Raw genomic sequence first — 26,951 nt, 5'->3', positions numbered from 1 at the left:
ATTAAATAATGTAGCGAAACATTGATCAGAAGTCAAAAGCTAGGGGGAAACATTCGTGAATAGTTATATAAAATATGTATTAAAACGCGTCTTCTTTATGGTCATCACACTTTGGTTGATTGCAACCATCACATTCTTTTTGATGCAATTATTGCCTGGTACACCTTACACAAACCAGGAACGTTTAAGTCCTGAAACAATTGAGATGTTGAACAAACAAGTTGGTTTGGATAAACCAGTCATCGTTCAATATGGGATCTATCTTTCTAATTTGATCCAAGGAGATTTTGGTATCTCTTTCCAATTCAAAAACCAACCAGTTGCTAACTTATTAGCAGGACGAGTAGGACCTTCACTACAGCTTGGTCTACAAGCAATCATTTTCGGAACTTTCTTTGGAACGATCCTAGGAACAATCTCAGCAATGAAACAAAATACATGGGTCGATACGTCTTCTACATTAGTCGCGATCTTAGGACGTTCTATCCCTAACTTTGTTTTTGCTGTATTGTTACAATACATTTTTGCCATCCAATTTCGTGTATTGCCGATTGCAAAATGGGATGGGTTCATGTATACGATCTTACCAACGATTGCACTAGCCATGTCGCCATTAGCCGACTCTGCCAGATTCATCCGAACAGAAATGGTCGAAGTCTTGCATAGTGATTATGTCGAATTGGCTCGAGCAAAAGGCTTGAGTCGTTGGGAAATTGCCTTTAAACATGGTCTACGTAATAGTTTGATCCCGTTGATGACTTTGTTAGGCCCATTAGCAGTGGCTTTGATGACCGGTTCATTAGTTGTTGAAAATATCTTTGCTATTCCGGGGATCGGTGAGCAATTCGTTAAGTCGATCACAACAAATGACTATCCAACGATCATGGCTGTTACGATCTTGTATTCATTTATGTTGATCTTAGTTATTTTAGTCGTGGATCTATTGTACGGACTAGTTGATCCGAGAATCCGAGTTTCTGAAGGGAGTCGAAGCTAGATGGAACTGATACCTAAACGCTACGAAACAATTGCAGAAATTCCTGCAGATGAATTTTTACCGTTACAAAAAAACACAGAAGAAGAGCGTGAAAAAATCGAAGCTCCTTCACTGAATTTTATCCAGGATTCTTGGCGTCGATTGAAGAAAAACAAAGCGGCAGTTATTTCCATGGGATTACTGATCGTGATCATCTTTATCTCGATCATCACGATTTTCGTTTCACCCCATGATCCAACCGCTCAAAATGTCGATTACATCAACTTACCACCACGTATTCCTGGTATCAATATCGACGGACTAAACGGAAAAGCAATGGTTGCTGGTGAGTTAGTCGATAAATATGCGCAAGCCAATGTTCCTGCAGATGTGAACTACTTTTTAGGAACAGATGGTCTAGGTCGTGATGTGTTAAGTCGTTTGTTCATGGGAACACGTATCTCTCTACTGATTGCCTTCATCGCTGCGTTACTAGATGTAACGATCGGTGTTGCCTATGGTTTGATCTCTGGTTTATTAGGTGGTCGTGTGGACAATGCGATGCAACGTTTCTTAGAGGTCTTATCTGGTATTCCTAACTTAGTCGTGATGATTTTGATGCTAGTCGTCTTTGAACCAGGGATCTTCTCGATCGTGGCAGCGATGGCGATCACGAACTGGATTCCGATGGCTCGGATCGTCAGGGCGCAAACATTGAAATTAAAAGACCAAGAGTATGTGTTAGCAGGAATGACATTAGGTGAATCCAAATGGAAGATCGCCTTCAAGCATATCTTGCCAAACATTTCGAGTGTGATCATCATCCAAATGATGTTCAGTATCCCATCAGCGATTTTCTTCGAAGCTTTCTTAAGTTTCATCGGCCTAGGCTTGACACCACCTTCTGCTTCATTGGGAACGATGTTGAGTGATGGATACAAAACATTCTTATACTTGCCGTACCTATTATGGATTCCGGCAGCAACTTTATCGGTGATCATGATTGGTTTCAACTTATTAGCAGATGGCTTACGTGATGCCTTTGATCCTAAAATGAAAGAGTGAGTACGATGACGAAAATTCTTGAAGTAAAGAACTTACAAATCTCCTTTGATACCTATGCTGGAAAAGTCCAAGCAATCCGAGGCGTCGATTTTCATTTGAACAAAGGTGAAACATTGGCAATCGTTGGCGAATCCGGTAGTGGGAAATCTGTAACGACTAGAAGTATCATGCGTTTACTATCGAGTAACGCATCGATCGATTCTGGTGAGATCTTATTCAAAGGACAAAACATTGTTGATAAAACAGAAAAAGAAATGCAAAAGATTCGTGGGAAAGAAATTGCGATGATCTTCCAAGATCCGATGACTTCATTAGATCCAACGATGACGATTGGTAAACAAGTAGCAGAATCTTTACGTAAGCATAATAAAGTATCGAAAAAAGAGGGGCAAAAAGCCGCTTTAGAATTATTGAATCTTGTAGGGATTCCGGAGGCTGAGAAACGCATCCATAGCTATCCTCATCAATTTTCAGGGGGACAACGGCAACGGATCGTGATCGCGATCGCGTTGATATGTTACCCAGAAATCTTGATTGCAGATGAACCAACGACAGCCTTAGATGTGACGATCCAAGCACAGATTTTAGAGTTGTTGAAAAAAATCCAATCAAAAATCGACACGTCGATCATTTTTATCACCCATGATCTTGGTGTCGTAGCGAATGTTGCTGATCGAGTAGCAGTGATGTACGGTGGAAAAATCATTGAAGTGGGGACATCTGAAGAGATTTTCTACAATCCACAGCATCCGTATACGTGGGGCTTACTTGGCTCTATGCCTACATTGGAAAGTGGCAATGACCGCTTATATGCAATCCCAGGTTCTCCACCGGATTTATTGAATCCGCCAAAAGGAGATGCCTTCTATCCACGAAATGAATTTGCATTGAAAATCGATGCGGAACAAGCACCACCGTTTTTCGAACTATCACCAACACACCAAGCAGCTACTTGGCTATTAGCCCCACAAGCGCCAAAAGTGACACCGCCAGAAGAGATTCAACGGCGCTGGGCGATTTTTCAAGAAAAGCAAAAAGCACATGGCCAAGGGGGATTGAACAATGAACAAAAAACTGCTCGAGGTTAAAGGCTTAAAACAGTATTTTAATGTAGGAAAGAAAAATGAAGTCCATGCGGTGAATGATATCAGTTTTCACATCTATGAAGGAGAAACATTCGGCTTAGTTGGCGAATCTGGTAGTGGAAAGTCAACCACAGGCCGAACGATCATCCGTTTGAATGAACCAACGGGTGGAGAGATTTTATTTGATGGGCAAGATGTGACGAAATTAAAAGGCAAACAAGCCATGACAAAGTTTCGTCATGAAGTCCAAATGATTTTCCAAGATCCATATGCTTCATTAAATCCGAGAATGAAAGTACGAGATATCATTGCAGAAGGAATCGATGTCAACGGACTAGCTAAATCACCCGAAGAACGTGCAGAAAAAGTCAACGAGTTACTAAAAACAGTTGGCTTAAATCCCAGCCATGGCACACGCTATCCTCATGAATTTTCAGGGGGACAACGCCAACGGATCGGGATTGCACGAGCATTAGCAGTCAATCCGAAGTTTATCATTTGTGATGAACCAATCTCTGCCTTAGACGTATCGATCCAAGCCCAAGTGGTCAATCTTTTACAAGATTTACAAAAAGAGCAAGGATTGACTTACTTGTTTATCGCGCACGATCTATCCATGGTGAAACATATCAGTGACCGTATTGGTGTGATGCACAATGGCTTGTTGCTTGAGATGGGAACCAGTGAAGAAATCTATAATCATGGAGTGCATCCTTATACGGAAAGCTTACTATCAGCGATCCCATTGCCTGACCCTGATCATGAACGCCAACGTCGCCGGATCAAGTATCAACCTGAACCAGACGATGGACAAATCCGTACGTTACGCGAAATTTCTCCTGAACATTTTGTATATGCAACAGAACAAGAAGTTGCTTATTATGCGAAAAAATTAAAACGGCAGAAAGAAGCCTTGCTAGTCGCAAACTAGGGGGAGAAGCCGATGCTAAAAGCCTTTAAATTTCGAATCTATCCCACTGATTCACAAAAACAGTGGTTGATCCAAACATTTGGTTGTGTGCGTTTCACTTACAATCATTTATTAAAAGCCAGACAGGCGTATTATTTAGAAACACAAGAGATCGATTATACGCTGACACCAGCTTCTTTAAAAAAGCAATATCCGTTTTTAAAGGAAGTCGATAGTTTAGCCTTAGCAAATGCCCAATTAAACTTGGATCGTGCATTTCGTAATTATTTTAAAGGACGCGCAAGCTTCCCCAAACTAAAAAATAAAAAAAGTATTTGGCAGTCGTATACGACGAATAATCAAAAAGGAACAATCTATTTAGAAGAAACATACCTCAAATTGCCAAAGCTAAAAGAGAAAATTCGCATCCATGCACATCGTCCGATTGAAGGAACGATTCGTTCAGCAACGATCTCATCTCGATACAACGAGATCTTTTATGTCTCCTTGCTCTGTGAAGTTCCCCAAAAGACGATGAAAGCGTCAAATAAATGGATCGGGATAGCCTATGATCCAGATCGTCTAGTGGAGATGTCCACACCGCTTGACATCACGATCCCTAAATTCAAACAAGTGGATCAACAGCTCCTGCGGGCAAAGAGAAAGCTTGTGATCAAAGGACGATCAGCACAGCATCGACGAACACACGTTGAAAGAGTAAAAAATTATCAAAAGCAAAAAAGGAAAATCAAAGACCTTTATTTAAAACAAAAATTTCAACGAGAAGACTATTTGGAACAAATTTCAGGAACGGTGATCCGTCATTATGATTATTTGTTTGTCGAATCGATTTCAGCAGATTGTCCGGAAGGTGATTTTTCTATCCAAGACTGGCACAAGCTATTAGCAAAGCTCCAATATAAATCGCAATGGTATAGCAAAAAGTTAGTATTGATCGATATGAAAGAACAAACAAATCCTTCCACAAACAAAAAGAGTCTGGAATTAGTTGAAATCGGGAAGCAAGTCCTTTTTGAATAAAAAAACTGGTAGGGGCGCCAGGGTTCGCCTTGCTAATAAAAAACATCTATTGTTTTTGTTTCTAGGAATTTCTTTCAGAGAAGCTCACTAATTATGACAAACCAAAAAAGAGGAGAAGAGCATTCATGCCCTTCACCTCTTTTTATTCTGTATGTCCAGGTTTTAATTGATAGATCTTTGAGGGACGTCCGATACCGACAGGGCGTTCACCGATTTCATCGAAGTATTGTAACATGGCTTTTTTGAAATTGGAATGATCGATCATTTTAAAATCGATCCCTAAGAATTTAGCGAATACTTTGCGTGCTTCAGTGATCGTGAAGTCTTTTCCTAGAACTTGAAGCACTTGCGGTTCATGTTCCATTTTATTGACGACACGGTTGAAGGCTTTGACAATGATCTCGCTATGGTCAAAGGCTAATGTGTCTTTGCCAGAAGACTCGCTCGTCGTCAAGTCCAGAGTGATTGCTACATCCCCACTCGATAGATGCAGTTTGTTTGCATTGCGTTCAAGTGAAAACCACTGCACTTCTTTGGCATCATCTCCAGCGATCAAAGGTTCTTCACCGATAAAGGCGAGATAGCTGACTGTCACGACCCAGCCACGAGGATCACGATTCGGTGTACTGAAGGTATGCAGTTGTTCAATGTTTTCTTCGGATATGATGACGCCTGTTTCTTCTTTTGTTTCTCGCAAGACGCTGGCACCTGTGGATTCGTTTTTTTGGACGAATCCTCCGGGAAGTGCCCAAGAATTTCGGTAAGGATGGCTTTTACGTTGGATAAGTAAAACTTTTAATTGATCTTCTTCTTTGTTGTAGCAGAGTAAAACGATATCGACTGTCAAGGAAGGTTTTTCATATTCAGGACGTTCTTGGTCTTGGTACCAAGATAAGAAATCAGTTTCAGAGGCCTTTTGTTCATAATATGTTTTTTCTTCTTCTTTTGAATGAAAATGTTCCACTTTCTCACCTCCTGTGATGTTAAGGTACTTTTTACTTTATTGTAGCAGAATCTCCCTGAAAACCAAAGATTTCTAGACAAATAAATCGAACTCAGAGTTGAAAAAGAAACGGTAAGAGTAGATTAAATAGGAAGAAAAGCAAATAAAAAGGGAGAAGCTTCTGTTTTTCTTCTCGAATCGCGAAAAAGCCACAGAGGACGATATACCCTGCTAGGATCACTCGAAGGATCAAAGTGAGCAAAAGAAACGTATTTAATTGTCCATGCAAATTGAAATAACCATACAGATGTAAATAGTAAAAACTAAATAATAAATGGATGAGAGAAAGTAAAGCAATGCTGATAATCATTCGTTTGTGTTTTTTTGTCATTAGTCTCAAAACCTTTTCTTATATGATATTGCTTATTATAGCATGTTTGTAAAGTAAAAATGAGAGAGTAGATGATCCTGAAGAAAAAGGAGTGAGAGTGTGGGTAGAGAATGAAGTGGATCATCACGATAACGTAGGTTCTTTATAAATGTTTTCTTGAAGGGAAAGGACATCTTTACATTTCGGGAGTTATCAAAAAAAGCTAACAGCGTATTCATTTTATGGTATACTAGCAAGGAAACGAATTCGCACCATGCGATAAAGGAGGAAGTACCCCATGGCAGAAAAGGAAACTTTTTATATCACTACGCCCATCTATTATCCAAGTGGCAAACTGCACATTGGCAATTCTTATACAACGATTGCATGTGATGCTGTTGCACGTTATAAACGTTTGATGGGCTTTGATGTGTTTTATCTAACTGGGGTAGATGAACACGGACAGAAAATCGAGAAAAAAGCAGAAGAATTAGGCGTAGAGCCACAGGAATATGTAGACAAAATGGCTGCAGATGTCAAAAAACTGTGGAAAACATTAGATATCAGCTACGATAAATTCATTCGCACAACTGATGATTATCATAAAGCAGCAGTTCAAAAAATCTTTGATCGTTTGCTTGAACAAGGCGATATTTACTTAGGTGAATATGAAGGTTGGTATTCTGTCTCAGATGAGGAATTCTTTACAGAAACTCAACTTGCAGAAGTATACAAAGATGAAGACGGCAAAGTGATCGGTGGGAAAGCGCCAAGTGGTCATGAAGTCGAGCTAGTCAAGGAAGAGTCTTATTTCTTCCGTATGAGTAAGTATGCAGATCGCTTGTTGGAATACTACGAAGAACACCCAGAGTTTATCCAACCTGAATCACGTAAAAATGAGATGATCAATAACTTCATCAAACCTGGTTTAGAAGATCTAGCAGTTTCACGGACGACGTTCAGCTGGGGAATCAATGTCAAAAATGATCCGAAACATGTAGTGTATGTCTGGATCGATGCGTTGTCGAACTACATCACCGCACTAGGTTACGGTTCAGAGGACGATCAATTATTCCAGAAATATTGGCCTGCAGATGTCCATATGGTTGGAAAAGAAATCGTTCGGTTCCATACGATCTATTGGCCGATCATGTTGATGGCATTAGATATCCCATTGCCGAAGAAAGTCTTTGGACATGGCTGGTTATTGATGAAAGACGGCAAGATGTCTAAATCGAAAGGTAATGTCGTTTATCCAGAAATGCTTGTTGAACGCTATGGCTTAGATGCTTTGCGTTATTACTTATTGCGTGCAGTACCATTTGGTTCAGATGGCGTATTTACACCAGAAGACTTTGTGTCACGTGTGAACTACGATTTGGCGAACGACTTAGGGAATCTCTTGAATCGAACGATTGCAATGATCAATAAATATTGTGATGGCATGGTTCCTGACTATGCGTCATTAGTGACACCGTTTGACAGTGAGCTATCAACAACTGCTGCGAATGTGGTAGGTCGTTATCATGATGCAATGGAAAAAATGGAATTCAACACTGCATTAGCTGAAATCTGGGTATTGATTTCTCGTGCCAACAAATATATCGATGAAACAGAACCTTGGGTCTTAGCAAAAGACGAAGAGAAGAAAAAAGAGTTAGAGAGCGTGATGATCCATTTAGCTGAATCGCTACGTATCACTGCGATCCTCTTGCAACCGATCATGACAGAAACACCAACTAAAATCTTCAATCAATTAGGGTTGGATGCCGAGACGATGAACCTTGAAGGATTACACTTCGGTGAATTCCCATCTGGGACAAAAGTCGTTGCAAAAGGTACACCGATTTTCCCACGCCTAGAGCTGGAAGAAGAAATTGCGTATATCCAAGCAAAAATGTCAGAAGGTACTCAAACAAATGAGGACTCTGTCAAATGGGACCCAGAAGAAACAGAGCTTGTTTCGACCAAAGAAAAACAAATCAAGTTCGATGTATTTGAAAAAGTCGAATTAAAAGTAGCAGAAGTCATCAATTGCCAAAAAGTCGAAGGGGCAGATAAATTATTGCAATTCCGTCTAGATGCAGGAGATGACCAAGACCGTCAAATCTTGTCTGGTATTGCCGAATTTTATCCTGATCCAAGTGAATTGATCGGCAAAAAATTAGTGATCGTTGCTAACTTGAAACCACGCAAAATGCGCGGGCTGATCAGTCAAGGAATGATCCTTTCAGCAGAAGCAGCTGATGGTTCATTACAAGTGATCGAAGCACCAAAAGGTATGCCAAACGGTTCTGAAGTTGGCTAATCAATGACTATTAAGAACTATTCTAAGCAAATAAGCTTAGAATAGTTCTTTTTTGATAGGCTTACTTTTCGTGGATCTATAAAAATAAAACTAACGAGGTTGTGCGAACACCGTTTATTTGTTTTTAGGGGGTACGAAAGGACGAATCTCCTCGGCTTTTTTATAACTTTGATTGAGTGACAAATTTTTTGGAACTGCAGTATTAAACCATTCATTCATGTTACAATAAGAAAGAAAAGTGAGTAAGTAAACGATCCAAGCCGAATGAGCAGGTCATTGGCTTAGCTAGCGCTTGATAAGAAATAGGATAACTATGCTATCTATTGGAAGGAGACGAAAGATGAATGTGGCTGAGTTAGATTTAGTTACCCGATTTGTACTGGAAAAAAAAGCAAATCTGCATGGCGGAATTTACCATTTGACGCAAGTAGAAATGGCGTATAACTCCAATCGAATAGAAGGGTCGAGAATTTCTGAGAAGCAAACCGCCTTAATATTTGAAAATAATATTCTCCCTCCTGCTGAAAGTGGCGAGGCAACGAAACTAGATGATATCAAAGAAACAGAAAATCATTTCAAAGGTTTCGATTACGTGATCGATCATATCGAAGAACCGTTATCGAATGATTTTATCAAAGAACTACATCGAATTTTGAAACGAGGAACAACTGATGAAAACAATCCGCTAACACCTGTCGGAGAATTTAAACTTGTTCAAAATATGATTGGTTTTGGTTATGATGAGGTTGAAACCACAGCACCCGAGGAAGTAACTGAAAAAATGACGGAATTACTTGCTCACTATGAGAACTCAAAAAAACAAAGCTTAGTTGAAATTGCAGATTTTCATGTGAAATATGAACGCATCCACCCATTTGCAGATGGCAACGGACGTACGGGACGTTTGATCATGTTCAAAGAATGCTTGAGGCACAATATCATGCCTTTCGTGATCAAAGATGTCCATCGTGAGTTCTACTACAGAGGTTTAAGTAATTGGGGAACCGAGAATGGTTATTTACTTAATACTTTAGGTATGAGTCAAGATATGTATGAACAGTTTTTAAAAAAAATGAAATTCACAGGATCGGTTCATCAATAAAATAGCTTTATAGATAAATAAAAAAGTCGAGCGATGATAATCATCGTCCGACTTTTTTTAGTTTTAGCCGTTGTTTGACTTTCGTTGGCAATAATGCTGCGACGATTGAAAATGGAATACATAGAATATACCAAGCAATCAGGCGGCTATTGCCGTAACGTGCATAAATCTTGGTCAATAGCGAGTGAAGGATCACCAGCCCTAGGAGCAAGCTGATCGCAAAGAACCATCTTGTATCCCAATCAGTCAAGTGGCGCAAGGCGTTCATAGCTAAAGGATAGCCGTAGAAAAAAATCCCGACCATCGTGACGCGCCAATTTTTGACGATCGTTTGAACATTCAATAGTAAAAAGATGACCGATAGTAAAAAAGCAATGGGCGGAAACAAGCCGACGAGAAAGGAATAGACGATTCCCCACAACAACATCCCAGGCCCTTTGATCAAGGCGGCAATGAGAAGAAAACCAGCCATCAATAGCAATTGCTGTGTCAATGTTGCAATCGTCAACCAGCCAAATAAAATCAACAATAACCAATGTAGCTTGGATTGTTTTTGTTCTTTTTGTGGAAAGAAAGTAGTACCTTTATCTTTTAGATAAGATGCTAGTTTTGGATCGATCGATTGAAAATCCATAGGGTACCTCCTTACATTTCAAGTAGCTTCATTCTATAAGAAGCAAGACAAGAATACATCCGTCTTTAGAGGGATATTTTCACTACAAATTTCTGAAAAGAATGGTAAAATGAAAAGTTCTCGGTTATACTGAAAAAAATAAAAAAGAAATACGAAATGAGGAAGAGGATGAAGGGGAAATTAAAACGCGAGATCAATTTGTTTGGTGCATTATCCACAGTAATGGGAACTGTGATCGGCGCCGGCGTCTTTTTTAAAACAGCAGCGGTAGTGGCAAGTACACAATCAACAAGTTTGACGTTACTCGCGTGGTTGTTAGGGGGATTCTTAACGATCTGTGCGGGGCTAACAGTCGCTGAATTAGCCACTGCCATTCCTGAAACAGGTGGAGCGGTCAAGTATATTGAAGCAGCTTACGGTAAGTTACCAAGTTTTTTGTTAGGCTGGGCACAAAGTTTGATTTACTTTCCAGCCAACATTGCGGCATTATCGATCATCTTTGCAACACAGCTGATCAATCTCTTACAGCTATCTCCTGATTATTTATTAGTGATTGCTATTATTACAGCACTTTCTATCACTGGATTGAATCTGTTAGGGACCAAAGTTGGTGCGTACGTTCAATCGATTACATTGGTAGTCAAGTTGATCCCAATTGCAGTGATCATTATTTGGGGGCTTCTGACACCAGGACAGGGTACTGTTCAATTATTTCCAGTAGAAGCCGGACAAGGTGTTTCATGGGCAGAAGGACTTAGTGGTGCTTTGTTGGCGACACTTTTCGCTTACGATGGCTGGTTAGGTGTCGGAGCCATGGCTGGAGAAATGAAACGTCCAGAAAAGGATCTACCAAAAGCGATTATTTTAGGATTGAGTTTTGTGACATTCGTTTATCTATTGATCAACTTCGTCTTTTTAAAAACATTACCGATTGATCAAATTGCTGGGAACTTGAATGCTTCATCGGATGCGTCAGCGGTCATCTTCGGTGAACTAGGAGGGAAAATCGTTACGATCGGTATTTTGATCTCTGTCTACGGCGCACTGAATGGTTATACGTTGACTGGGATTCGTGTCCCATATGCAATGGCATTAGAAAATGAGTTGCCGTTCAGTAACCAGTTGACAAAGCTCTCAAAAAAATTCACCGTTCCTTATGTACCTGCATTGTTCCAACTAGCGATTGCATGTATAATGATGAGCTTGGGTTCATTTGATTTTCTGACAGATATGTTGATTTTTGTCATGTGGCTATTTAGTTTATTGATTTTTATTGGCGTATTTATTTTAAGAAAGAAAGCACCAGAGATGCCTCGTCCATATAAAGTACCATTGTATCCTGTGATACCGATCATTGCGATTTTAGGAGCCATCTTTATTTTAGGGATGACACTGATCACACAAACGAATTTGGCATTGATCGGAATCTTAGTCACATTATTAGGTGTACCTGTGTTCTACTACAAAAAAAGACAAACTGAAAGTAACTAACTGATAATGAAAAGACAAGAAGTGAATCAAGTCATTTCTTGTCTTTCTTTGTACGATATCTCATGTTTTTTAGTCTTTGAGACTTCTTTAACGCCTGCTTATATGCTAAAGTAATGAATGAAAAGGAGAGATAAAGATGATATTTGATTCTCATACTCATTTGAACGCGGAACAATTCAATGATGACATTCCTGAAACGATCCAGCGTGCAGAAGAACTAGGTGTGACTAAAATGGCCGTCGTAGGCTTTGATACACCGACGATCGAAAAGTCCTTGATGCTTAGTCAAGATTACCCAAACATTTATAGCATCATTGGTTGGCATCCTACCGAAGCTGGTAGCTATACGAAAGAAATCGAAAATAAACTTCAAGAACAATTGACTTTACCAAAAGTGGTTGCTTTAGGGGAAATCGGACTGGATTATTATTGGATGGAAGATCCAAAAGAAGTCCAAGATAAAATTTTTAGAAGACAGATCGCCATCGCTAAAGAGATGAACTTACCAATTAGTATCCATACGAGAGAAGCATTGGAAGATACTTATAAGGTTTTAAAAGAAGAGGACATTCGCGACATTGGTGGGATCATGCACAGCTTTAGTGGTGATTATGAATGGGCACAACGTTTCCTTGATTTAGGGATGCACATTTCTTTCAGTGGTGTCGTCACTTTCAAAAAGGCGTTAGATGTGCAAGAAGCAGCGACAAACGTTCCATTGGATCGTCTATTAGTGGAAACGGATGCTCCATATTTAGCGCCAATGCCCTATCGAGGAAAAAGAAATGAACCAGGGTATACTCGTTACACAGTCGAAAAGATCGCTGAACTTCGTCAACTACCAATGGAAGAAGTAGCGGCACAAACATGGAAAAATGCCCATCGTTTATTTGGATTATCAGAGCATGACTAAGTTAAAGATCCAAGAAATCATTGTTGTCGAAGGGAAAGACGATACGAGAAGGCTACAAGAAGTGGTTGAAGCCGACACGATAGAAACGATTGGTTCAGCGATCAATGAAGAAATCTTGATGCAGATCGAACATGCACAGGAAACTAGGGGAATCATTATTTTTACGGACCCAGATTTCTCAGGTGAGAAGATTCGTAAAACAATCATGGAAGTGGTACCACAAGCAAAACATGCATTTTTGCCAAGGAACCAAGCTGTACCGAAAAAAAAGGGAAGCTTAGGAGTCGAACATGCGAGTGACGAAGCGATATTAGAAGCGTTGAAAAAGGTCGTTACGCCAGTCGATGATGAGACCCAAGTACCAGAGATCACTAGACAAATGCTTGTTGCGTATGGATTGATTGTCGGACCACAAGCAAAAGAAAAGCGTGAGATGCTAGGCGATGAATTACGCATTGGCTATACAAACGGAAAACAATTGGAAAAACGGTTGAACATGTTCCGAATTACGTTAGCTGAGTTTAAGCAGGCAATGAAAAAAGTGGAGGATCATTATGAGTGAATATCGGGATATTGCAACACCCACTAGAACAAAAGAAATTTTATTGAAGCACGGCTTCTCCTTTAAAAAGAGCTTAGGACAAAACTTTTTGACAGAGCCGAATATCCTTCGGAAAATCATTGAAACTGGTCAAATCGATCAGCAGACTAATGTCATTGAAGTAGGACCAGGAATTGGTGCATTAACAGAGCAAATCGCGCGTCATGCCAAACAAGTAGTCGCATTTGAAATCGACGATCGATTGATTCCTGTCTTGGCAGATACCCTTTCACCATATCCGAATGTCACAGTCATCCACCAAGATATTTTGAAAACTGATTTGGCAGAAGCAGTCAATACTCAATTCAACGAGCAGTTACCATTGAAAGTGGTGGCTAATTTGCCTTATTATATTACGACACCAATCATGATGCACTTTCTTGAATCAGACGTAGTGGTTGACGAAATGATCGTGATGATGCAAAAAGAAGTAGCTGATCGTATTTCAGCTAAACCCGGAACAAAAGCATATGGCTCTTTATCGATTGCTGTGCAATATTATATGGAAGCAAGTTTGGCGTTTATTGTGCCAAAAACAGTATTTGTACCACAACCAAACGTGGATTCAGCCATCTTGAAATTGACAAGACGCGCAACACCAGCAGTTTCCGTAACGGATGAAAAAGCCTTTTTCCGTCTGACAAAGGCTGCGTTTCAACAGCGTAGAAAAACTTTATGGAATAATTTGCAACATGCCTATGGGAAAGACGAAGAAACAAAAAGTTGGTTAACCGCAAGTCTAACGGAGGCAGGAATCGATCCGAAAAGACGAGGAGAAACACTTTCTTTAGGAGAATTTGCTGCTTTGAGCAATGCCATGGAATATCTAAAAAAATAAAATGAGAAATAGAAGGCTGAAAAAGTCTTTTCGCTCTAAGCATGAAGGCATCACTTGAGAAAACCATTTTGGGTATTCTTCAAGTGGTGCCTGACTATTTTAGGACATATGGTCCAAGATCAAATTATTCGATTTTAGAGAGGGTGGCATTTCAGATGTTCTGTTTCTCTTTATGTGTCTTGACACATTAGAAAGTTAGCGGTACAATAGGTCAAAACAAATGTGTCAAGACACATCAAGGGAGTAAAAAAATGAAAACAAATTCTGTAAGAAAATTGACAATTTCCGCTTTATTGATCGGGATGGGCGTTCTTATTCCGATGATCATGCCTAAGATCGTAATTCCGCCTGCTTCATTTACACTAGCTTCACATGTGCCATTATTTATCGCAATGTTTTTTTCACCCGGTGTAGCTGTTGCAGTGGCGCTAGGTACAACATTTGGTTTCTTCTTGACGACACCTGTGATTATTGCGCTTCGTGCATTGTCTCATTTGGTATTCGCTCTAATCGGTGCATGGTATTTACAAAAAAAACCAGGGATCGTCTTAAAAGACGGGCAATTCACATTAATGAACTGGCGTTTTCAAGGGTTTAACTTATTGATCGGCGTGATCCACTCGATCATCGAAATGCTAGTGGTGAGTGTGTTCTTCTTCATTGGGAATATGCCGGAAACATACTATGCAGAAGGCTACTTCTATACCGTATTCATCTTGATGGGGATCGGTGGCTTGATCCATAGTTTGGTGGATTACAATATCGCTTACTTCATTGCCGGAACATTGAGTAAATTCTTTGATGTGCCAGTTTTCACTGCTGCCAAGAAACAGCAAAAGAAAGAGATCGTACAAGGAACGATCAAAAAAGTCGTGTAGCCATCCCACAAATAAAGACTGAAAAATAACCCAAAAAAGACCCAAGATCGTACGATCGATGGGTCTTTTACGTATCATCAAGTTCTGTTTCGTTTATGGGATCGTGATGACATCTTCTGTATCTTTATCAAAGAAATGGCCTTTGTTGATATTGAAGGCAAGGTCGATCATTTCTCCTGGTTTATGGAAGTCACGCGCGTCAACTTTTGAAATGAACTCAGTTGTTCCAGTGCGAGTATAAAGCATGGTTTCTGCACCAAGTAATTCAGATACAACGACTTCTGAATTGACAACAGTTTCTGGTGAGGCATCCAAGACAACTTGTTCACTATGGATATCTTCTGGACGGATACCAAAGACAAGTTCTTTGCCTTCATAACCTTTTTCAACTAGCACTTTATTTTTACCTTCAGGGATTCTCAATTTTAGTCCATGACCATCTGAGATAACGCCTTGGCTTAATTTTACATTGAAAAAGTTCATGGCAGGTGAACCAATGAAACCAGCAACGAACATGTTGACTGGTGTGTCATAAACTTCTTTCGGTGAACCGATTTGTTGGATAAATCCATCTTTCATGATGACGATGCGGTCTGCCATTGTCATCGCTTCTGTTTGGTCATGGGTAACGTAAATGGTTGTTGTTTCTAAGCGTTGATGCAACTTCGCGATTTCGGCACGCATGGCTACACGTAGTTTGGCATCCAAGTTTGACAATGGCTCATCCATTAAGAAGACTTTCGCATCACGTACGATGGCACGACCTAAAGCGACACGCTGACGTTGACCTCCTGAAAGAGCAGCAGGTTTACGTTTTAAGTATTCAGTCAAACCAAGGATCTCCGCAGCATTTTCCACACGTTGTTGGATGTCTGCTTTATCGTATTTACGCAATTTCAAACCAAACGCCATATTGTCAAATACCGTCATGTGAGGGTATAAGGCATAGTTTTGGAATACCATCGCGATATCACGGTCTTTAGGAGCAACATCGTTCATTACTTTACCGCCGATATTCAATTCTCCTTCGGAAATATCTTCAAGACCAGCGATCATTCGTAGAGTTGTTGATTTCCCACAACCGGAAGGACCAACGAATACGATAAATTCGCGATCTTTGATTGCCAAGTTAAAGTCAGTAACAGAATAGTTTTCTGCATTGTCATATTTCTTGTATACATTTTTCAGAGCCATTTCTACCATCGTACAAACCACGCTTTCTTTTTTCTTTTATTTGATGTGTTTAGTATAGTTGAAAGCGCTATCTATATTCAATGTCACAATGAACAAGAATTCGTAGAAACTTTCGTCAATGTGTACAAAATAATTGGAAAGTGCGTGGAAAGTGAGACAAAAATAAAATTCATTTTTGTTTCTATCCTTAAAAGCGAATAAACGGTGTTCCAGGAGTAACTCCTTCGGAAATAAGCCGAGAAACCCAAAAATTTGAAAAACAATTTTCGGGTTTCTCGGCTTATTTCTCGGAGCTGAACACTTCTGTCACAACCTCGTCACCTATAAAACAGAATAAATGATGTTCATGAAGCAGATCCTTCAATAATGAGAGCAAACTCCAGCAATATGGCAATTTATTTTTTTTGTTTTTACTGCTCGATTTATCAAAGATTTACCGTGTATTCACTATCTTAGAGCAATACTTTGTAGATATTAAGAGATATAAAAAAGGAGGCAACCAAGAAAACAAAATTTGATTTTCATGTTAAATTAAGTTAAACTCAATTTAACATAAGCTGGGAGATGATAATAATGGAAACGACTGTTAGAAAGATTGGAAATTCTGTAGGAGCGATTTTTCCCAAAGATATTTCTCCAGAAGTTGGAAAAATATATACGATTATTAAAATAGGTGAAACATATGTATTAAAGCCCAAAAAAGAAGATATTTTCAAGACTCCAGAGGCATGGGCAGGCTTTAGAGATTCAATCACCCAAGAAGATAAAGAGTGGGATGAGATGAACCTTGAGGGGGAGGAACTATAAATGGATTATCCAAAGCAAAAAGATATTGTATGGCTGGATTTTGATCCAGCTAGAGGAAAGGAAATAAAGAAGCGAAGACCAGGTTTGGTAGTAAGTAAGAATAACTTCAACCAATACACTGGTTTTTGTTTGATTTGCCCAATCACATCAACTGAAAGAAAATTTGATACATATATTAAGATCAAAGAACCACAAATCATTTCTGGACAAGTTGTTACACATCAGTTGCGTTCAATTGACTACACCGCTAGAAACATAATAAAAATTGAACAATGTGATATTCTAACATGGGTGGATGTACTAGAAGTCCTTGATATGTTTGTATAGGGAGTTGTAAAATATCAAATCACAAAAAAATTTGTTACACTGATAAAAAGGGGCGATGACAGATGAAAATAGCATTGATTGCACATGATCGTAAAAAAGAGTTGATGATCAAATTTACAACAGCTTATAAAATCATACTTGAACAACATGAACTATTCGCGACAGGGACAACTGGTCAGCGGATTGCAGAAGCCACAGGATTATCGGTCCATCGGTTCAATTCAGGACCTTTAGGCGGCGACCAACAAATTGGCGCGATGATCTCAGAAGATGAATTGGATCTAGTGATTTTCCTTCGTGATCCTTTAGCAGCTCAACCTCATGAACCTGATGTCACTGCGTTGATCCGCTTGGCTGATGTGTATGATATTCCTTTAGCAACAAATATTGGGACAGCAGAAGTTTTGTTACGTGGGCTTGAAGCCGGATTTTTGGAATTTCGACAAGTCATTCATGAAGAAGGAAGTAAGATCCCTTTTCCTAATAAGATCTAAAATTCGGGTTTTATGAAGATAGAGACAGTTGATCAAGGCGAATGTCTGTTACATCACGAACTAAGCAATCGTTTTCGCGTAGAATATTAGCTTTTTTATTTACAGTTCTTCCTTTTCTATGCTATAGTTTGTCTGGGATAAGTTCCCACTATTAACAGAGTAGAAAATAAAGCGTTAAGTGCTTAGAGGATGGGATGTTGCCTCTAGGACGAAGGACGTAAGTTCGCGGTTTTATTTTCGCATTCGCTGCATGAAACATGTAGCAGCTCTTAAAGGAGATGCTAGAAATGAAGAAAAATCGTTTAGATGCTCGTATGATTACGATCATGGGACTGCTGATCGCATTGATGGTCACGTTGTCTCGCTTAGTTTCATTTGAAACACCATTACTCAAAATCAGTGTAACGTTCATTCCCCAAGTAATCATGGGTATTTTATTTGGCCCATTTTGGACAGGGATCGGTTCTGTGTTAGCTGATATTGTGGGTATGGCATTATTTCCTAAATCTGTCTTTTTCATCGGCTTCACGTTGAATGCTTTTATTGAAGGAGCGATTTATGGGTTCTTTTTCTATCGCAAAGAGATCACTTGGAAAAATGCAATCTTAGCCACGCTCAGTGTGACAGTGTTCGTTAGCTTGATCCTGACACCATTATGGTTGGTCATCATGTATCAAGTACCGATGAACTGGGTATTCTGGGGACCACGTTTATTAAAAGCCATTATCTGGTTGCCGATCCAATCGACGATGATCTACGTGATTGGGCGCGCCATGCCATATAAAAGAATTTTGCGGAGTTTAACGACGCATACAAAATAAAAAACAAGCAGTCTTCCCATCCCAGAAGACTGCTTGTTTTTTGCATAGATCAGAAAAATCATCTGATTCGATGTTCACTATTTTTCAACCGATCCAGTAAATTGCGCTTGATAAAGTTGACGATAGCTACCATCTTCGATTTTCAATAATTCATCATGTGTCCCCATTTCAACGATTGCCCCTTGATCCATAACGAGGATCTGATCAGCATTTTTGATCGTGGACAAGCGATGGGCAATCACAAAACTAGTTTTTCCTTCCATCATTTTTAGGAAGGCATTTTGGATTTTCTTTTCTGTCAATGTATCCACTGAACTTGTTGCTTCATCAAGTATCAACATAGGTGGATTACTGATCATCGTACGAGCAATCGTCAGTAATTGACGCTGCCCATCGGAGATTTTTAATCCCTGTCCACCAATGCGTGTATCTAGTTTTTGTGGCAAGCGTTGGACAAATTCATACATATAGGCTGATTTTAGGGCCTCATTGATTTCTTCATCACTGGCGTCTGGTTTTCCGTAACGTAAATTTTCTCGTAACGTACTGTCGAATAACCACGTATCTTGTAAAACCATGCCAAAGCTTTTGCGTAGGGAATCACGGGCGATTTGGGTAATATCATAATCGTCGATCGTGATCGTCCCAGAATTGACATCATAAAAACGCATCAATAAATTCACTAATGTGGATTTACCAGCTCCCGTTTTACCAACGATTGCCACTGTTTGACCTGGTTTGGCAACAAAGCTGAAATTCTCGATCAACCGTTGTTGTGGTTCATAAGAGAAAGAAACATGTTTGAAAGCGACCTCTCCTTTGATCGTTTGAGGATCAAGTTGATACGCAAAAGGTTCATCTGGCGTTTCTTCCGGTTGATCGATCAATTCAAATGCTCGTTCTAAACCAGAAAATGCGGTTTGTATCTGTGTCGTGATCCCTGATAATTCAATAAAAGGTTTTGAAAACTGACTTGAATAGATCGTAAAACTTGAAATGATCCCGACAGTAATCGTTGAATCACTTCGTAAAGCAAGTAAACCACCAATCAAACCAATGGAGAGATAGGCTAAGTGATCGACAAAACGAGAAGATGGGTTCGTTAATGAAGAAGAGAATTGCGCGCGCTGCCCTTTCTCATATAAGTCAGCATTCAACGCACTGAATTGCTGTTGATTGACTTCTTCTTGTTGGAACGCTTTGATGATTTTTTGATTACCGATACGTTCTGTAACAAAACCTGAAATATTCCCAATGATTTTTTGCTGGTTATCAAAATCATTTTGAGAAGCGCGTGCCACTAACCAGCTGACTAAGAAAATGATTGGTGTCGAACAAATGACGACAAGTGTCAATAATGGACTCAAGCTGAGCATGAAGATCAGTGAGAGGATAATGATCGCCACTCCAGAAAATAATTGATTGAACGCCGCTGATATCGCAATGGAGATATTGTCCATATCATTTGTGAAACGGCTGACGATATTCCCGTGTGAATTTTGATCATAGTATCTTAACGGTAAAAGATTTAAACGAGCAAAAGCATCTTTTCGTAGATTAGCAACAGAGAGGTAAGCCAATCGGTTACTTAATACTTGGATCAACCATTGACTGATGACATTAAGTAAAACGATCCCGCCAAACATCACTAGAAGTTGGACTAATCGAGTAAAGTTGACTTGCCCCACACCAACCATTTGATCGATACTTTGACCGATCTGTAAGGTCATCACGACGGTAGCAACACCATTGACGATTCCCAACAAGACAGCTAACCAAATTTCACGTGGATGGGCCGTCAGATAAGGAACAAAACGTTTGAGCGTTTGCCACGATAGTTTTTTTGTTTTCATTTTATTCCTCCTCCTGTGATGCCACGATTTCACGATACTCAGAAGATTGACTAAGCAATGTATCGTGCGTACCTTGGGCCACGATTTCCCCTTGATCCATGACGAGGATATGCTCTGCTTGTTGAATTGAACGGATGCGTTGAGAAATAATGATGACCGTTGTATTAAGGGAAGTTTGTAGTGCTTGGCGCAAGTTTAGATCCGTTTGATAATCAAGGGCACTCAAGGAGTCATCTAAGATCAATAAGGCAGGTTTGGCGATCAATGCACGAGCAATCGTCAATCGTTGTTTTTGACCTCCGGAAAAGTTTTTCCCGTTCTCCATGACTCTTGTATCTAATCCTTTGGGTAATTGGCGAACAAAATCTTCCGCTTGGGCAATTGCCAAAGCTTCCCAACACTCTGCGTCTGTCGCGTCAGGTTTTCCCCACTGAAGATTTTCCCGAATGGTACCGGTGAATAAGACAGCCGTTTGTGGTACTTGTGAAATCTGACTTCGTAATGTATCTAATGGCCAGTCACGAACGTCTTGTTCATCAAATAACACAGAGCCTTCACTAACATCATAAAAACGTGGGATCAATTGTGTCAATGTCGTCTTCCCACTTCCGGTCGGACCAATGATCCCTAAGACAGTTTGGCGTTTCAAAGTGAAATTGATTCCTTGTAATGACAGACCAGATTCTGGCGTATAACGAAAATCTACGTCTTTAAATTGTAGAATTGTTTCAGAATCCATGACTGGTTCACTAGGAGTCTCAGCATCTGTAATGGTATTTTCGGTATCTAAGACTTCTTTGACTCGCTGAGCAGAAGCTTCTGCACGAGTAAAGATCACGACAAGATTGGAAACAACGATCAAGGCTAATAACATTTGGTTCATGTAATTGATCAATGCTAAAACTTGTCCTTGTTGTAAGGAACCGATATTTACCTTGACCCCGCCGACAGTCAATAGACAAATGATCCCGACATTCATGATCAATGTCGTTGCCGGAGAGAGCAAAGCGGAGATATTGGAAACACGTAAATAATTTTTTGCTAAGACATCCGTGTTTTCATCAAATGTTTCGATTTCTTTATTAGTACGTGAAAATGCTCGGATCACACGAACCCCGCTTAAATTTTGGCTAACAGTCTCATTTAGACCATCCAACTTTTCTTGGACTTTTTGATAGAGGGGGATCGTCTTACGGATGATAAAGTATAAAATGATTGAAAAAATTGGTAATAAAGCTAAGAAGAATAGCCCGACTTGCCAGTCGATCACAAAAGCCATCACTACTGATCCAATACTTAAAAAAGGTGCTCGGATCAATAAACGGATAACCATTGCGAGTGCAAGTTGTAGCTGATTGATATCATTGGTCATGCGCGTGATCAATGTATCCGTCCCAAAATGATTTAATTCACTATGGGAGAAAGAGTTGATTTTTTTGATGAGTTGGTTTCTAAGTTCTGTTCCAAACCCTTGAGAGGCAATGGATGAATAATATTGACAAATAATGGCACAAATCAATCCAATCACCGACATGACGATCATCCAGATACCCATGTTGATGATCACTTCACGATTGTTCATTTTTAGCCCATTATCGATCAGCGAAGCCATCAGTAAAGGTAAAATCAATTCAAAGACTGCTTCTAAAAATTTAAATACAGGACCTAGGATGATTTGTTTTCGATAGTCTTTCGCATAGCGCAATAACTGAATCATATAATTTCCTCCTAAAAACAAGTTACCCAATATTGTTCGCACGTCTATCGGCAAAAAACCGATTTATGATAAATAGATATCCTTAAAGCAACAAAAATATCTTGCAGCGAGAAATCTAACGATGATATAACTAGGTACTCTCATATTGTAGCTTATGAAATTTAGAATGAAAAGAGAACAAGCCTTTTCATAATCCGCACATTTTAGTAAAACTTAAGAAAATACACAATAGTGCGTAGTACATTGCCGCTCTTGCACCTCCTAAAATCGCATAATCGTAAAAAAATAACTACAAAAAAAGCACCATCCACAAAAAATTGATGAACAACTCTCGTGGATGGTGCTTTTTTTTCGAGGCTAAACATTTCTGCCTCGCGACTTGCGGTCATTAATATTTTTTATTTTTGTAAGTCAGCTAAAACGGTTTCGCCTTTGACATCGACATCGATGACATTATAGAACCCATTTTTAGTATCAGCGACATCCCAAACAGCTAAGATCACATGATAGCCCAAACGGTCATTGGGAATGTTGATCGAATGTGTTGGATTAGTAGAAGCTAGTTGTCCATCATTGCCTACTTCACCAATGAATTCCAAGTCGTCTCTTGTCAACGCATCATTTTGATCCCAACCGGCTTTGGTCATGTAATAATGCCATTTCGTTGTTGCATGATTGGCAGTGAATGTCCAAGTAAAATCATTTGCACCAGCTGTCAGTTGTTGTTTTGTCCACAATGAGGCTGTTTGTTGATCCAATAAGAAATCACCTACCGCACCATTTGCAGAAGCGATTTGTCCATCTTCAGGTCCAGCAGCTGGAAAGCCTTTTGGTGCTTCAAGGGATTGTGGCTCATTGATAACAGCTCCGTATTTTTTGAATGCAGCATTCCAGTTTGTATTTTTGTCAAGGCTCCCTTGGTATCCACGACTTGCTGGTTCAGAAACGTAACCATGAGCAGCAACATCGACAGAAGTAAGAGTGCTTGCCCCAATACCAGCTAAAATGAATCCTAAACCAATTAATGTACTTTTTTTCATGATGATTCCTCCAATAATTTTTCTTTATGTAACTTACAATCGGTATCATAACTGACATATTATTAAGGTGAAAATTATGTATGTTATTGCAACAAAAAAAATTCGTTCAGCACGAAAATGTTTTTTTTTAGGAATAGTTCTATTTAGTCGTGTTTTTGATTATAGGGAAATGGTCGCTGGTAAAAACAACTGCAACTGAAGAAATCGCTTATGCACGGGAATAGAACAAGAAACGAAAGAATTTATTGGAAGTGGTGGAGTAAATGTAGAGAACGAATCAGATAAATGAAGGAGGCAACATTACTCTTTGTTACAGGGAGATAGTTAAAAACCATGCATCTTCTCATTTGGGGATGAGGAGATACACGGTTTTTTAGGCAGTATTCGCTTGGCGTTGTGAAGAGAGGCGATCGCACGTACTTTTAACAACAACTTTTGTGTGGTGCTCATTGTGCGGTAAATCACATATCTCTGCGCACAATTTTTCTTTTAGATTGATCATATAGTCTTTACTCGTAGAAAGATCTAACCATTCAAAAAATGCAATACCCGTTTCCACTTCTTTTAAAGCTGTTTTTTGTCCATCAGCTAATTTATCTAAAGCAGTAAATACTTTGTAATGTGCAAGGTCGAGTGTTTGCTTATGTGTCGTAGCGATTTTTTTTAATTGAGCTAGAAATAATTTGCGTAATGTGATTGATTCACGGTTAAAAGAAAGACGGACACCGTTCAAAATAAAATTAGAAAGAAGCTCAGAATAATAGGTATTATCTATGTAAGCTTTCATCTTTGTAACACTGTTTTGGAACGAATAGGCAATATATTCATCATCAAAAATAAACAAACAATTTGAAAAAATAGTCAATTCAAAATGGCCCCAAGTATCAATCTTTTCAAGATACTTCTTAATGACACTGATTTCTTCTTTCATTGATGCGGTAAAAGATGTGCTATACAGATAATTTGAAATCAATTTTCTTTGGGCATAGATCAAACGATAATAAATGTTTCCTGTTTTTTCAAATTCATTAAGCAATTCTTGCTCTTGAGCAGATGTAATGGTTTTTGAAGTAATCAAATAATTCGTTAATTTTTGTTTATTTGACAATGAATTACTATTCAATAAAAATTGATATTCTTCAAGTGTGATATTCATCCGATCAAGATAATTTACTAATAGTTCAAAACCAATTTTTGTTCCGCGTGATTCGAAAGCTGCTAAGGTTCCTCTTTGGGAGATACCTACAGTTAATTGTTCTTGCGTCAATCCACGATCTTTTCTTAATTTTCGAATTAGAGCAGCATGTTCTGTCATGTTCATTTCCTCCAGAAGCTGTTTTTTGTACATGGCTATAATAGCATAATGTAGTTATGTGGATGTTATGTTTTCATATATGCGCCATTTTGCTAAAAAAGTGCGATTTTTTTTGTTTGAAAATTATTTTGTTGCAATACCAGACAAAAAAAATTTTGAAGAATAAGATATGTTTTAATCTGGTCTGTAATACAAATTTAGGAGGGAAAAAATGAATAAAAAAAGTTTATTATTCTCAGTTGGTCTTTTAGGTTGTTTGATTGGAGGCGGAACAGATGTGTTTGCAGCAGACGCAGCAGATACGATGCCAGATATCTCAAATCGCCAAGTTTCAGTAGGTTATTATCATAATTGGGTGCCTGAACAAGGTGCTGGTTACCAAGGGGGCCGTCCGGCAGATACTGATTTGGCAAAAGTAAATCCTTTTTATAATGTGATTGCTGTGTCATTCATGAAAGGGGAAGGTATCCCAACATTCAAACCTTACAATATGTCTGATACTGAATTTAGACAAAAAGTAGCAACTTTGAATGCTGAAGATCGTGTGGTACTCATTTCACTTGGGGGTGCAGACTCACATATTGAATTACATAAAGGAGAAGAACAAGCCTTTGCAGATGAAATCATCCGTTTGGTTGAAGTTTATGGATTTGATGGCTTAGATATTGATTTAGAACAAACCGCAGTAGATGCAGGCGACAATAAAACAGTGATCCCAGATGCGTTGAAAATCGTCCGTGCACATTTTGAGAAAGAGCAAAAACATTTTATTATCTCCATGGCGCCAGAGTTTCCGTACTTAAGAACACAAGGTAAATATGTGCCATACATTACTGCTTTAGAACAAGAATATGATTTTATTGCACCACAGTTGTACAACCAAGCAGGTGACGGTATCAGTGTTGGAACTGAATGGATCGCTCAAAACAATGACAGCAAAAAATTTGAATTCTTATATGGGATTTCAAAAGCTTTCAATGAAGGAAGCGGTGGTTTTATCCAAATTCCAGCGAATCGTTTAGCTTTAGGTATTCCAGCAAACATTGATGCAGCAGCAAATGGTTTCGTAAAAGAGCCATCGAAAGTCTATGACGTATTTGAACAAATGGAAAAAGATCAAACACCATTGAAAGGTTTGATGACTTGGAGCATCAACTGGGATGAAGGAAGAAACTCTGCTGGAGTAGAGTACAATGAATCATTTGCGAAGTCTTATCAGGATTTATTCCAAGAAAAAACACCTGATACAGAAAAACCATCACAACCAACCAATCTAGCAGGAACAGCAACACATTCAACTGTCGCACTATCTTGGACAAATTCAACAGATGATCGTGGTGTAGCAGGTTATTACATTTATCGTGATGGCGAACAAATTGGTAGAGCAACAAACAATGCTTATACAGACACAAAATTGACTGCCAGCACAGAATACACTTATACAGTGAAAGCATTCGATGCAGCTGGTAACGTTTCAGAAGAAAGTAAAGCATTAGTGATTTCTACATTAGAAGAGCCACCAGCTGACTTAGAAGCTCCATCAGTACCATTGAACATTGCGGTTTCATCAATTAGTGACAAGAGTGTCTCTTTATCATGGACACAATCAACAGACAACGTGGGTGTAGTAGGTTACTATGTTTACCGTGACGGTGAGCAAGTAGGAGAAACAGCAACAAATACATTCAGTGACGCAGGATTAACAGCTAACACAGAGTATTCTTATACAGTGAAAGCATTTGACGAAGCGGGCAACATTTCAGAAGAAAGCAAAGCATTAGTTGTGACAACGGCGGATGCACCAGCAGTAGAAGCATGGGATGCAGATACAATTTATGATCTAGGTGATATCGTGACACACAAAGGCAACACATATCGTGCAAAATGGTGGACACGAGGCAATGAGCCTGGAACTGAACAATGGGGACCTTGGGAATTGATTGGCTAAACAATCCATACCCGTCTTTATTAATGAAGCAATCGTTGATGCTGAATCAATCAACGAATAAGTGATTTTCTCAGTATTGTTAAGATTTTCGTGCATGTCTAACGAGAATCTTAGCAATTGGGCAAACGCATGATAAAAATTCAATTATTTTTTATGTTTGTATAACAGAACATGGAAAAAACATATATTATAACAACTATTATAAAAATTCCAAGTCCTCTTTTAAGAGGGCTTTTTTTATTTTATCAAGTAACATGAATGAATTGAAATCATAACGTAC

The 26,951-nt window shown here is 39.1% G+C and carries 25 protein-coding genes and 1 riboswitch; of the genes, 17 read left to right on the top strand and 8 right to left on the bottom strand.

Annotated elements, in window-relative coordinates; translation table 11 throughout:
• Nucleotides 1-55: 55 nt before the first annotated feature.
• The 5 genes from opp3b to I2F89_RS10250 are packed head-to-tail and all read left to right on the top strand — an operon-like array spanning nucleotide 56 to nucleotide 5,077.
• Complete coding sequence (gene opp3b / locus I2F89_RS10270) at nucleotides 56-997, top strand: oligopeptide ABC transporter permease (protein WP_019722500.1); 942 nt, start codon at nucleotides 56-58, stop codon at nucleotides 995-997.
• Nucleotides 998-2,041, top strand: a complete 1,044-nt coding sequence (locus I2F89_RS10265; protein ID WP_019722499.1) for an ABC transporter permease — start codon at nucleotides 998-1,000, stop codon at nucleotides 2,039-2,041.
• A 5-nt stretch (nucleotides 2,042-2,046) separates the two neighbouring features.
• Nucleotides 2,047-3,129, top strand: coding sequence for an ABC transporter ATP-binding protein (locus tag I2F89_RS10260; RefSeq protein ID WP_019722498.1), 1,083 nt, complete (start codon nucleotides 2,047-2,049; stop codon nucleotides 3,127-3,129).
• The gene (locus I2F89_RS10255) at nucleotides 3,104-4,057 is read left to right on the top strand and encodes an ABC transporter ATP-binding protein (RefSeq protein ID WP_074800646.1); all 954 of its coding nucleotides are present in this window, start codon (nucleotides 3,104-3,106) and stop codon (nucleotides 4,055-4,057) included. The genes I2F89_RS10260 and I2F89_RS10255 overlap by 26 nt, the downstream gene beginning before the upstream one ends.
• Before the next feature lie 12 nt (nucleotides 4,058-4,069).
• Entirely contained in the window at nucleotides 4,070-5,077 is a 1,008-nt protein-coding gene (locus tag I2F89_RS10250) for an RNA-guided endonuclease TnpB family protein (protein WP_074800649.1), read from the top strand.
• A gap of 142 nt (nucleotides 5,078-5,219) precedes the next feature.
• Here the strand turns inward: I2F89_RS10250 and I2F89_RS10245 are convergent, their stop codons facing one another.
• Both I2F89_RS10245 and I2F89_RS15710 read right to left on the bottom strand, forming a co-directional pair.
• On the bottom strand, nucleotides 5,220-6,041 hold the full coding sequence (locus tag I2F89_RS10245) for an NUDIX domain-containing protein (protein WP_074800652.1): 822 nt from the start codon (nucleotides 6,039-6,041) through the stop codon (nucleotides 5,220-5,222).
• A 91-nt stretch (nucleotides 6,042-6,132) separates the two neighbouring features.
• Complete coding sequence (locus I2F89_RS15710) at nucleotides 6,133-6,411, bottom strand: hypothetical protein (protein ID WP_010736143.1); 279 nt, start codon at nucleotides 6,409-6,411, stop codon at nucleotides 6,133-6,135.
• A gap of 277 nt (nucleotides 6,412-6,688) precedes the next feature.
• On the opposite strand from I2F89_RS15710, the gene metG reads away from it, so the two are divergent.
• Together metG and I2F89_RS10235 are read left to right on the top strand one after the other, a co-directional pair.
• Nucleotides 6,689-8,698, top strand: a complete 2,010-nt coding sequence (metG, locus tag I2F89_RS10240; protein WP_010736142.1) for a methionine--tRNA ligase — start codon at nucleotides 6,689-6,691, stop codon at nucleotides 8,696-8,698.
• Between the two features lie 340 nt (nucleotides 8,699-9,038).
• The gene (locus I2F89_RS10235) at nucleotides 9,039-9,800 is read left to right on the top strand and encodes a Fic family protein (RefSeq protein ID WP_108173440.1); all 762 of its coding nucleotides are present in this window, start codon (nucleotides 9,039-9,041) and stop codon (nucleotides 9,798-9,800) included.
• A 40-nt stretch (nucleotides 9,801-9,840) separates the two neighbouring features.
• On the opposite strand, the gene I2F89_RS10230 is transcribed toward I2F89_RS10235, so the two are convergent.
• Nucleotides 9,841-10,434 (bottom strand): hypothetical protein, encoded by a 594-nt coding sequence (locus I2F89_RS10230; protein ID WP_010736140.1) that lies wholly within the window; start codon nucleotides 10,432-10,434, stop codon nucleotides 9,841-9,843.
• Between the two features lie 168 nt (nucleotides 10,435-10,602).
• Between I2F89_RS10230 and I2F89_RS10225 the strand changes: the two genes are divergently transcribed.
• From I2F89_RS10225 to I2F89_RS10205, 5 genes are all read left to right on the top strand, one after another.
• Nucleotides 10,603-11,925 (top strand): APC family permease, encoded by a 1,323-nt coding sequence (locus tag I2F89_RS10225; RefSeq protein WP_010736139.1) that lies wholly within the window; start codon nucleotides 10,603-10,605, stop codon nucleotides 11,923-11,925.
• 136 nt (nucleotides 11,926-12,061) lie between these two features.
• Nucleotides 12,062-12,838, top strand: coding sequence for a TatD family hydrolase (locus tag I2F89_RS10220; protein ID WP_071866637.1), 777 nt, complete (start codon nucleotides 12,062-12,064; stop codon nucleotides 12,836-12,838).
• Nucleotides 12,831-13,400: a ribonuclease M5 gene (gene rnmV / locus I2F89_RS10215; RefSeq protein ID WP_195514298.1), complete on the top strand. Its 570-nt coding sequence runs from the start codon at nucleotides 12,831-12,833 to the stop codon at nucleotides 13,398-13,400. The genes I2F89_RS10220 and rnmV overlap by 8 nt, the downstream gene beginning before the upstream one ends.
• Nucleotides 13,393-14,277 (top strand): 16S rRNA (adenine(1518)-N(6)/adenine(1519)-N(6))-dimethyltransferase RsmA, encoded by an 885-nt coding sequence (gene rsmA / locus I2F89_RS10210; protein ID WP_115357363.1) that lies wholly within the window; start codon nucleotides 13,393-13,395, stop codon nucleotides 14,275-14,277. Before rnmV ends, rsmA begins: the two co-directional genes overlap by 8 nt.
• Nucleotides 14,278-14,528: 251 nt before the next feature.
• Nucleotides 14,529-15,155, top strand: a complete 627-nt coding sequence (locus I2F89_RS10205; RefSeq protein WP_019722490.1) for a hypothetical protein — start codon at nucleotides 14,529-14,531, stop codon at nucleotides 15,153-15,155.
• A 93-nt stretch (nucleotides 15,156-15,248) separates the two neighbouring features.
• Here the strand turns inward: I2F89_RS10205 and I2F89_RS10200 are convergent, their stop codons facing one another.
• A complete protein-coding gene (locus I2F89_RS10200; RefSeq protein WP_010736134.1) occupies nucleotides 15,249-16,358 on the bottom strand; it encodes an ABC transporter ATP-binding protein in 1,110 nt (369 codons plus the stop codon).
• 564 nt (nucleotides 16,359-16,922) lie between these two features.
• On the opposite strand from I2F89_RS10200, the gene I2F89_RS10195 reads away from it, so the two are divergent.
• The 4 genes from I2F89_RS10195 (at nucleotide 16,923) to I2F89_RS10180 (ending at nucleotide 18,798) form a co-directional block, all read left to right on the top strand.
• The gene (locus I2F89_RS10195; RefSeq protein ID WP_010736133.1) at nucleotides 16,923-17,156 is read left to right on the top strand and encodes a hypothetical protein; all 234 of its coding nucleotides are present in this window, start codon (nucleotides 16,923-16,925) and stop codon (nucleotides 17,154-17,156) included.
• Nucleotides 17,157-17,483, top strand: a complete 327-nt coding sequence (locus tag I2F89_RS10190) for a type II toxin-antitoxin system PemK/MazF family toxin (RefSeq protein WP_071866634.1) — start codon at nucleotides 17,157-17,159, stop codon at nucleotides 17,481-17,483.
• A gap of 62 nt (nucleotides 17,484-17,545) precedes the next feature.
• Nucleotides 17,546-17,977, top strand: a complete 432-nt coding sequence (mgsA, locus tag I2F89_RS10185) for a methylglyoxal synthase (protein ID WP_071866633.1) — start codon at nucleotides 17,546-17,548, stop codon at nucleotides 17,975-17,977.
• A gap of 153 nt (nucleotides 17,978-18,130) precedes the next feature.
• Nucleotides 18,131-18,228, top strand: a riboswitch (THF riboswitch).
• A 36-nt stretch (nucleotides 18,229-18,264) separates the two neighbouring features.
• Complete coding sequence (locus I2F89_RS10180) at nucleotides 18,265-18,798, top strand: folate family ECF transporter S component (protein WP_071866632.1); 534 nt, start codon at nucleotides 18,265-18,267, stop codon at nucleotides 18,796-18,798.
• Between the two features lie 77 nt (nucleotides 18,799-18,875).
• On the opposite strand, the gene I2F89_RS10175 is transcribed toward I2F89_RS10180, so the two are convergent.
• From I2F89_RS10175 to I2F89_RS10160, 4 genes are all read right to left on the bottom strand, one after another.
• Nucleotides 18,876-20,651 (bottom strand): ABC transporter ATP-binding protein, encoded by a 1,776-nt coding sequence (locus I2F89_RS10175; RefSeq protein ID WP_074800669.1) that lies wholly within the window; start codon nucleotides 20,649-20,651, stop codon nucleotides 18,876-18,878.
• A gap of 1 nt (nucleotide 20,652) precedes the next feature.
• On the bottom strand, nucleotides 20,653-22,368 hold the full coding sequence (locus tag I2F89_RS10170) for an ABC transporter ATP-binding protein (RefSeq protein WP_195514297.1): 1,716 nt from the start codon (nucleotides 22,366-22,368) through the stop codon (nucleotides 20,653-20,655).
• Between the two features lie 398 nt (nucleotides 22,369-22,766).
• Nucleotides 22,767-23,408, bottom strand: a complete 642-nt coding sequence (locus I2F89_RS10165) for a lytic polysaccharide monooxygenase auxiliary activity family 9 protein (RefSeq protein WP_010736127.1) — start codon at nucleotides 23,406-23,408, stop codon at nucleotides 22,767-22,769.
• 373 nt (nucleotides 23,409-23,781) lie between these two features.
• Nucleotides 23,782-24,723, bottom strand: a complete 942-nt coding sequence (locus I2F89_RS10160) for a helix-turn-helix domain-containing protein (protein ID WP_071866628.1) — start codon at nucleotides 24,721-24,723, stop codon at nucleotides 23,782-23,784.
• Nucleotides 24,724-24,934: 211 nt separating this feature from the next.
• Between I2F89_RS10160 and I2F89_RS10155 the strand changes: the two genes are divergently transcribed.
• Nucleotides 24,935-26,671 (top strand): fibronectin type III domain-containing protein, encoded by a 1,737-nt coding sequence (locus tag I2F89_RS10155; protein WP_071866627.1) that lies wholly within the window; start codon nucleotides 24,935-24,937, stop codon nucleotides 26,669-26,671.
• The last annotated feature ends 280 nt before the right edge of the window (nucleotides 26,672-26,951 follow it).

The sequence above is a fragment of the Enterococcus sp. 1001283B150225_161107_E12 genome (assembly GCF_015556925.1).
GTDB lineage: Bacteria > Bacillota > Bacilli > Lactobacillales > Enterococcaceae > Enterococcus_B > Enterococcus_B mundtii.
Note: the sequence above shows the minus strand (reverse complement) of the source record. Positions and strands in the feature narration are given on the sequence as shown.